The sequence below is a fragment of the Citrobacter sp. TBCS-14 genome, from assembly GCF_005280805.1.
GTDB lineage: Bacteria > Pseudomonadota > Gammaproteobacteria > Enterobacterales > Enterobacteriaceae > Citrobacter > Citrobacter gillenii.
The window spans coordinates 1-201 of the sequence record NZ_SZWM01001261.1; the positions used below are offsets into that span (position 1 = coordinate 1).

Sequence of the window (201 nt, forward strand, 5' to 3'; positions counted from 1 at the left end):
CAAATTATTGTTTCAGGGTCAGGAACGGCACCTCCAGCAATCGCGCTTTTCAAGCTAACAACCCGGTAAAATTCAGGGCCCAGTTCATCAGTGGAAGGATCAAAAAACACAGCACCTATTGAGACGATCGGAGCATTTGGTTTATTCCCCATAGTTTCAAGGTCGATCATTAAATTGTTCACGTTAAATATTCTCCTGTTT

1 protein-coding gene is annotated in these 201 nt (G+C 42.3%); it reads right to left on the reverse strand.

The window, feature by feature from the left end; translation table 11 throughout:
• A partial coding sequence (locus tag FDX22_RS27230) for a 3'-5' exonuclease (RefSeq protein ID WP_146718060.1) occupies window positions 1-182 on the reverse strand: 182 nt, incomplete at its 3' end.
• Window positions 183-201: the final 19 nt, after the last annotated feature.